We start from the raw sequence: 6,104 nt of genomic DNA on the forward strand, positions 1-6,104 counted from the left end.
GGTGCGGCTTCCGGCGGCGCTGTGCGGCGTGGTCGGGCTGAAGCCGACGCAGGGGGCGACGCCGATGGACGGCGTGATGCCGCTGTCGGAAAGCCTGGATTGCGTCGGGCCGCTGGCGCGCAGCGCGGAGGACGCGGCGACGCTGTTCTCGGTGATCACCGGGCGGACGGACGCCGCGGACGCCATCGGCCAGGGGGTCGAGGGGCTGCGGTTGGGCATCCCGCGCCAATTCTACTACGACGGTCTGGACCCCGCCGTGGCCGCCGCGCTGGAGCAGGCGCGGGCGGTGCTGGAGCGCGCCGGCGCCCGCGTCGTGGAGGTGGACATCCCGGACCACGAGCCCTACGGCGACCTCGCCAACCTCGTCTTCACGCCGGAGGCGGCGGCCGTCCATGCGCCCTGGCTGCGCGAGCGCCCACAGGACTACGGTCCGCAGGTCCGCGCGCGGCTTCTGCAGGGGCTGATGGTGCCGGCGGCCTCCTACCTTCAGGCGAAGCAGCTTCGCGCGCTTCATCTGCGGGCGATGATCGACGGCCCCTTCGCCCAGTGCGACGCGCTGTTCGTTCCCGCTTTGCGCAGCCGGGTGCCGACCGCCGCGCAGACCGACGTGGGCGCCGGGCCGGCGATGGCCGCGGTGGTTGCCGGGGTGGCGGCGCTGACCCGTCCGGTCTCCTACCTCGGCCTGCCGGCGCTCGTCACGCCCGCCGGCTTCGATCCGGACGGCATGCCCGTCGCGATGCAGCTCATCGGACGCCCTCAGGCGGAGGCCACGCTGCTGCGCATCGCCGACGCCTACGAGCGCGCCGCCGGCTGGCTGAGCCGCGTCCCCCAGACACAGGTCTTCTCGTGAAGGGAGTTCCACCCATGCCGGGAACCGATACATTGACCTCCGCGGCGACCACCGGGGCGCCCTCCGCGGCCCCCCACACCCAGGCGACGGACGCTCTGCCGCCGGGGCGCGGCCTGCCGGGCTGGTGGAGCTTCATCGAGGACCGCATCCTCCTGAACGTCGCCACGATCCTGATGATGGCGGCCATCGGCTTCATGTTCTACGAGGCGTCCAGCCGCTCCCTCCTGTCGGAAAGCCACTGGTGGGCGGAGGAGCTGGTCCGCTTCCTGGTGGTGTGGAGCGTGCTCCTGTCGCTGGGCGTCGGCACGCGGCACGGCCACTACATCCGCATGGATCTGCTGCTCAACATGATGCCGCACCGGGTGAGGCTGGCCTTTGCCTGGCTCAACAGCCTGATCGGGCTGGCCTTCAGCGTGCTTCTGGTGATTGCCGGATACCAGGAGGTCGCGCATCTCCAGGCCATCGGCATGTTCACCGAGTCCAACCTCGACCTGCCGCTGTGGACGGTCCGCCTGGTGCTGCCGCTGGGCGGGCTGCTCTACGGCTTCGCCTTCGTCGGCAACATCATCCTGCTGCTGCGCGGCCACGACCCCGACCCGCCCGCCGAGGGCGAGAATCTCTGAACGACGGCTGAAACAAGGGAGGAAACACCATGACCACCATCGTTGCCGTCGTCAGCCTGCTGTTCTTCGTGGCGGCGGGCGTGCACATCGCCCTGGCGCTGGGCGTCATCGCGGTCGGCCTGCTGACCTTCAATTTCAACATCCCGGTCGTCCTGGTCGCGCAGATGGCCTGGGATTCCGTGGACAAATACGCGCTGGTCTGCATCCCGTTCTTCATCTTCGCCGGCAACCTGATGTCGCGCGGCAACCTCGCGCTGGTCATCCTGGAGCTGGTCGGGACGATCATCCGCTACTTCCGCGGCGGCATCGCGCTGGCGCTGGCCATGTCCAGCGTGTTCTTCGCCGCGGTCAACGGCTCGTCGGTGGCCTGCGCCGTGGCGCTCGGCCCGGCGGCGGTGAAGCTGATGCCGAAGGAGGGCTATCCGCCCCGCTTCGCCGCCTCGCTGGTGGCGGTCTGCGGCACGCTGGGGCTGATGATCCCGCCGTCGCTGACCTTCATCCTGATCGGTTCCATCGTCGGGCTGCCGATCACCGACCTGTTCATCGCCGGCATCGTGCCCGGCCTGTTCGAGGCGTTCCTGCTCGGCCTCACCACGCTGATCGTCAGCCGGATCAACGGCTACGGCCATGTCGGCGAGCGTCCGGACTGGAAGGGCTTCGGCCAGCGCCTGCCGGGTGCGGCCGGCGCGCTGATGATGCCGGTGCTCATCATCGGCACGATCTACATGGGCTGGTTCACCCCGACCGAGGTGTCGGCGCTGGCCGCCATCTACGCGGTCGTCCTGGTGACGGTGGTCTACCGCACCGCCAACCTCGTCGCGGTGTGGGAGACGGCGCGGGAGTCGGTCCTCCAGACCGTGATGATCTACGGCGTGCTGCTCGGCTCCGGACTGCTGACCGCGGTGCTGACCCGCCTCGGCCTGTCCGCCGAACTGACCGCGATGCTGAAGGAGGCGCAGGTCTCCCCCTTCGAGTTCCTGCTGGCGGTCAACCTGCTGCTGCTCGTCATCGGCATGTTCCTGGACGGCGTGTCGATGATCGTGCTGCTGGCGCCGATCCTGTTCCCGATGGCGCAGGCGGTGGGGGTGAACCCGATCCATTTCGCCGTCATCATGACCGCGCTGGTCGAGGTGGCGACCCTGACGCCGCCGGTTGGGCTGAACCTGTTCGTGATGAGCCGCATCACCAAGATGCCGCTCCACTCCCTGGTGAAGGGCGTGCTGCCCTTCTACGGGATGCGGCTGGTGGCGCTGGTCGTCATCAACGCCGTCCCGGCCCTGTCGCTGGTCCTGCTGACGTAAGCGGACGTCCCCGCGCGGATCATCCTCGTACGCCGGTTGCAACGGCGCCCCGGCTCGTCCATCTTCCGGCATCATGAGGGATGCGATGTCGGACGAAGCGGACAGTCTGAAGGAAAGCAGCGGCGCGGCGGAGCGGGCGGAAACCCCGCTCTACCAGGAGATCGTCCGCAGCCTGCTGGAGGAGATCGACGCCGGCGCCTACGCCGTCGGCGACCGCCTGCCGACCGAGCAGGAGCTGTGCAGCCGCTTCGCCGTCAGCCGCCACACGGTGCGCGAGGCGCTGCGCCGGCTTCAGGAGATGGGCTACATCCTGCGCCGCCAGGGATCGGGTTCGGTCCTGGCGGCGCGCCGCGCCGACGGGCGCTTCGTCAATTCGATCAGTTCCCTGGACGAGCTGGTGCAGTACGCCACCTCGACCCGGCTGGAAATCCTCTCGGTGGACCGCATCATCGTGGAGGAGGAACTGGCGGGCCGGCTGGGCTGTCGCCCGGACACGCAGTGGTTCCGCGTCAGCGCGCTGCGCCGCACCCGCGAGACGTCGGAGCCCTTCTCCTACGTCGAGGTCTACATCGACGCCGCCTTCTCCGACGTGGTGCGCAACCTGGACGTGGTGCAGTACGCCATCTACACGGTGCTGGAGCAGCGCTACGGCGTCCGCATCGCCGAGGTGATGCAGGACATCGAGGCCGCCCCGGCCAGCCTCAACGTCGCCTCGCGCCTGCATGTCCCGCCGCAGTCGCCGATCCTCGTCATCACCCGGCGCTATTTCACCGACGACGGGCGTCTGGTGGAGATCGCCGTCAACACCCATCTGGGCGCCGGCTTCCGCTACACCATGTCGCTGCAGCGGCGCTGACTTCGCCTCAGTCGCTTTCGGGCGCACAGCCGCCGGGACGCGGCTGGCAGAGGTCCGCGTTCCCCTGGCAGCAATTCTCGGTCAGGAAGCCGAGCAGCGCCTGGAAGCGCCCGACATCGACGCTGTAGATGATCAGCCGTCCCCGGCGGCGCGACGCGACGAGCCCGGCGTTGCTCAGTTGCGAGAGGTGGAACGACAGCGTCGCCGGGGCGAGGCCAAGCCGTTCCGCCAGCACGCCCGCCGGCAGACCGTCGGGCCCCTGCTGCACCAGTTCCCGGAACGCCGCCAGCCGGTGCTCCTGCGCCAGCGCTCCCAGCCCGGCGATGACATCCTTGACGTTCATGGGGCGCAGCCTATCGGACGGGCACCCCGTCAGCAAGGACGCCGCCGGTGGCGCATGAATTCACTGTTCCATATTTCGAAAAATATGGAAATATGAAGCCTCCAACGGCCCCGGCGGACATTCCCATGACAGCCATCACCATCTACCACAACCCGGATTGCGGCACCTCGCGCAACACGCTGGCCATGATCCGCAACAGCGGCGTCGAGCCGGTCGTCGTCGAGTATCTGAAGACGCCGCCGAGCCGCGCCGACCTCGCCGATCTCATCCTCCGCATGGGCGTGCCGGTGCGCGCGGTCCTGCGCGAGAAGGGCACGCCCTACGCGGACCTCGGCCTCGACGACCCGGCGCTCGATGACGACCGGCTTCTCGACGCCATGATCGCCCATCCCATCCTCATCAACCGGCCGATCGTCGTGACGCCGCTCGGCGTGCGGCTGTGCCGCCCGTCCGAGTTGGTCCTGGGCATCCTCCCCGACCCGCAGCGCGGCGCCTTCGCCAAGGAGGACGGCGAGGCGGTGGTGGACGGTGCCGGACAGCGCGTCGGCCATGCCCGCCGGCAGGATGGCCCGGCATGACCGCGGACGTCCATCGGGAGCCGGCCCCCCGTCCGGCGATGGGCCTGTTCGAGCGCTACCTCAGCGTCTGGGTGGCCCTGTGCATCGTTGCGGGCATCGCGCTCGGTTCCGTGGCGCCGGGCCTGTTCCAGGCGATCGCGGCGGCGGAGGTGGCCCAGGTCAACCTGCCGGTGGCGGTGCTGATCTGGTTGATGATCGTGCCGATGCTGCTGAAGATCGACCTCGGCGCGCTGGGCCGGGTGAGGGAGCATTGGCGCGGCGTCGGCGTGACGCTGTTCATCAACTGGGCGGTCAAGCCCTTCTCCATGGCGCTTCTGGGCAGCCTGTTCATCGGCCATCTGTTCGCGCCGCTGCTGCCGCAGGACCAGATTCCCTCCTACATCGCCGGGCTGATCCTGCTGGCCGCCGCACCCTGCACGGCCATGGTCTTCGTCTGGTCCAACCTGTGCGAGGGGGAGCCCCACTACACGCTGAGCCAAGTGGCGCTGAACGACCTCATCATGGTCTTCGCCTTCGCGCCGCTGGTCGGCCTGCTGCTCGGGGTCGCCTCGATCACCGTGCCGTGGGGCACGCTGCTGCTGTCGGTGCTGCTCTACATCGTCATCCCGGTGGCGGCGGCCCAGCTCTGGCGGCGCGGCCTGCTGGCGTCGGGTGGGGAGAGGGCGCTGACGCGGACGCTGGGCGTGCTTCAGCCGTTGTCGCTGCTGGCCCTGCTGACCACGCTGGTCCTGCTGTTCGGCTTCCAGGGGGAGGCGATCCTGGCGCAGCCGCTGGTCATCCTGCTGCTGGCCGTGCCGATCCTGATCCAGGTCTATCTCAACGCGGGGCTGGCCTACTGGCTGTCGCGCCGGTTCGGCGTGGCCTGGTGCGTGGCCGCTCCGGCGGCGCTGATCGGCGCCTCGAACTTCTTCGAGCTGGCGGTGGCCGCTGCCATCAGCCTGTTCGGGCTGGGCTCCGGCGCCGCGCTGGCCACCGTGGTCGGCGTGTTGGTCGAGGTGCCGGTGATGCTGTCGGTGGTCCGCATCGTCAAGCGCACCCGCGGCTGGTACGAGCGCGGCGGCGCCGCGACCCCTTAACGCCGCCGCGGGTCGAGGCCCTCGCGCAGCCCCTCGGCCAGCAGGTTGACGGCCAGCGCGATGACGGCGACGGTGACCGTCGTCGCGGCGATCAGGTGGGGGGCGTCGCGGAGGTTGGTCAGCCCGTCGCGGATCAGGGTGCCCAGCGACACCGAAGGCTCCTGGATGCCCAGCCCCAGGCCGCTCAACGTCGCCTCCGCCACCATGACCGGTCCGATGGACAGGGCGGCGCGGATGGCGACCGGGCCGGCGACCGCCGGCAGGAGATGACGGCCGACCGTGTGCAGCGGCCCCGCGCCGAGGGCGGCGGCGGCCCGCACATGTTCGGCGGTGCGGTTCGACAGGGCCAGCGCCCGGCACCAGCGAACCTGCGAGGGCCACGCCGCCAGGGCGAGCGTCAGCACCACGGCCTCCGTGCCCGGACCCAGCAGTGCGGACGCGACGATGGCGAGCGACAGCTCGGGAAAACCGTGCAGC

8 protein-coding genes are annotated in these 6,104 nt (G+C 70.0%); 6 read left to right on the forward strand and 2 right to left on the reverse strand.

All coding sequences use genetic code 11. The annotated features are described in order from the left end of the window. The 4 genes from GBZ26_RS25945 to GBZ26_RS25960 form a co-directional block, all read left to right on the forward strand. The coding region (locus tag GBZ26_RS25945) for an amidase (RefSeq protein WP_174441308.1) at positions 1–850 on the forward strand (850 nt) is incomplete at its 5' end. Positions 851–864: 14 nt separating this feature from the next. Beyond that, positions 865–1,473: a TRAP transporter small permease gene (locus GBZ26_RS25950; protein WP_174441309.1), complete on the forward strand. Its 609-nt coding sequence runs from the start codon at positions 865–867 to the stop codon at positions 1,471–1,473. A gap of 29 nt (positions 1,474–1,502) precedes the next feature. After that, positions 1,503–2,774 (forward strand): TRAP transporter large permease, encoded by a 1,272-nt coding sequence (locus GBZ26_RS25955; RefSeq protein WP_174441310.1) that lies wholly within the window; start codon positions 1,503–1,505, stop codon positions 2,772–2,774. A gap of 85 nt (positions 2,775–2,859) precedes the next feature. Further along, positions 2,860–3,630, forward strand: coding sequence for a GntR family transcriptional regulator (locus tag GBZ26_RS25960; protein ID WP_174441311.1), 771 nt, complete (start codon positions 2,860–2,862; stop codon positions 3,628–3,630). A 7-nt stretch (positions 3,631–3,637) separates the two neighbouring features. On the opposite strand, the gene GBZ26_RS25965 is transcribed toward GBZ26_RS25960, so the two are convergent. After that, the gene (locus GBZ26_RS25965; protein ID WP_174441312.1) at positions 3,638–3,973 is read right to left on the reverse strand and encodes an ArsR/SmtB family transcription factor; all 336 of its coding nucleotides are present in this window, start codon (positions 3,971–3,973) and stop codon (positions 3,638–3,640) included. A 125-nt stretch (positions 3,974–4,098) separates the two neighbouring features. Between GBZ26_RS25965 and arsC the strand changes: the two genes are divergently transcribed. Both arsC and arsB read left to right on the forward strand, forming a co-directional pair. Beyond that, positions 4,099–4,551, forward strand: coding sequence for an arsenate reductase (glutaredoxin) (gene arsC / locus GBZ26_RS25970; RefSeq protein ID WP_174441313.1), 453 nt, complete (start codon positions 4,099–4,101; stop codon positions 4,549–4,551). Beyond that, a complete protein-coding gene (arsB, locus tag GBZ26_RS25975; RefSeq protein WP_246654159.1) occupies positions 4,548–5,627 on the forward strand; it encodes an ACR3 family arsenite efflux transporter in 1,080 nt (359 codons plus the stop codon). The genes arsC and arsB overlap by 4 nt, the downstream gene beginning before the upstream one ends. Here the strand turns inward: arsB and GBZ26_RS25980 are convergent. Then, positions 5,624–6,104, reverse strand: a 481-nt coding sequence (locus GBZ26_RS25980) for an ABC transporter permease (protein WP_174441314.1), incomplete at its 5' end; no start/stop codon positions are given. The two genes, arsB and GBZ26_RS25980, sit on opposite strands and share 4 nt — an antisense overlap.

It is taken from the genome of Azospirillum formosense, assembly GCF_013340925.1.
Classification (GTDB): Bacteria; Pseudomonadota; Alphaproteobacteria; order Azospirillales; family Azospirillaceae; genus Azospirillum; species Azospirillum formosense.

Excerpts from the sequence above, each read along its gene's own strand:
- GBZ26_RS25965 (WP_174441312.1), bottom strand. The coding sequence starts at position 3,973 with ATGAACGTCAAGGATGTCATCGCCGGGCTGGGAGCGCTGGCGCAGGAG.
- GBZ26_RS25955 (WP_174441310.1), top strand. The coding sequence starts at position 1,503 with ATGACCACCATCGTTGCCGTCGTCAGCCTGCTGTTCTTCGTGGCGGCG.
- arsC (WP_174441313.1), top strand. The coding sequence starts at position 4,099 with ATGACAGCCATCACCATCTACCACAACCCGGATTGCGGCACCTCGCGC.
- arsB (WP_246654159.1), top strand. The coding sequence starts at position 4,548 with ATGACCGCGGACGTCCATCGGGAGCCGGCCCCCCGTCCGGCGATGGGC.
- GBZ26_RS25950 (WP_174441309.1), top strand. The coding sequence starts at position 865 with ATGCCGGGAACCGATACATTGACCTCCGCGGCGACCACCGGGGCGCCC.
- GBZ26_RS25960 (WP_174441311.1), top strand. The coding sequence starts at position 2,860 with ATGTCGGACGAAGCGGACAGTCTGAAGGAAAGCAGCGGCGCGGCGGAG.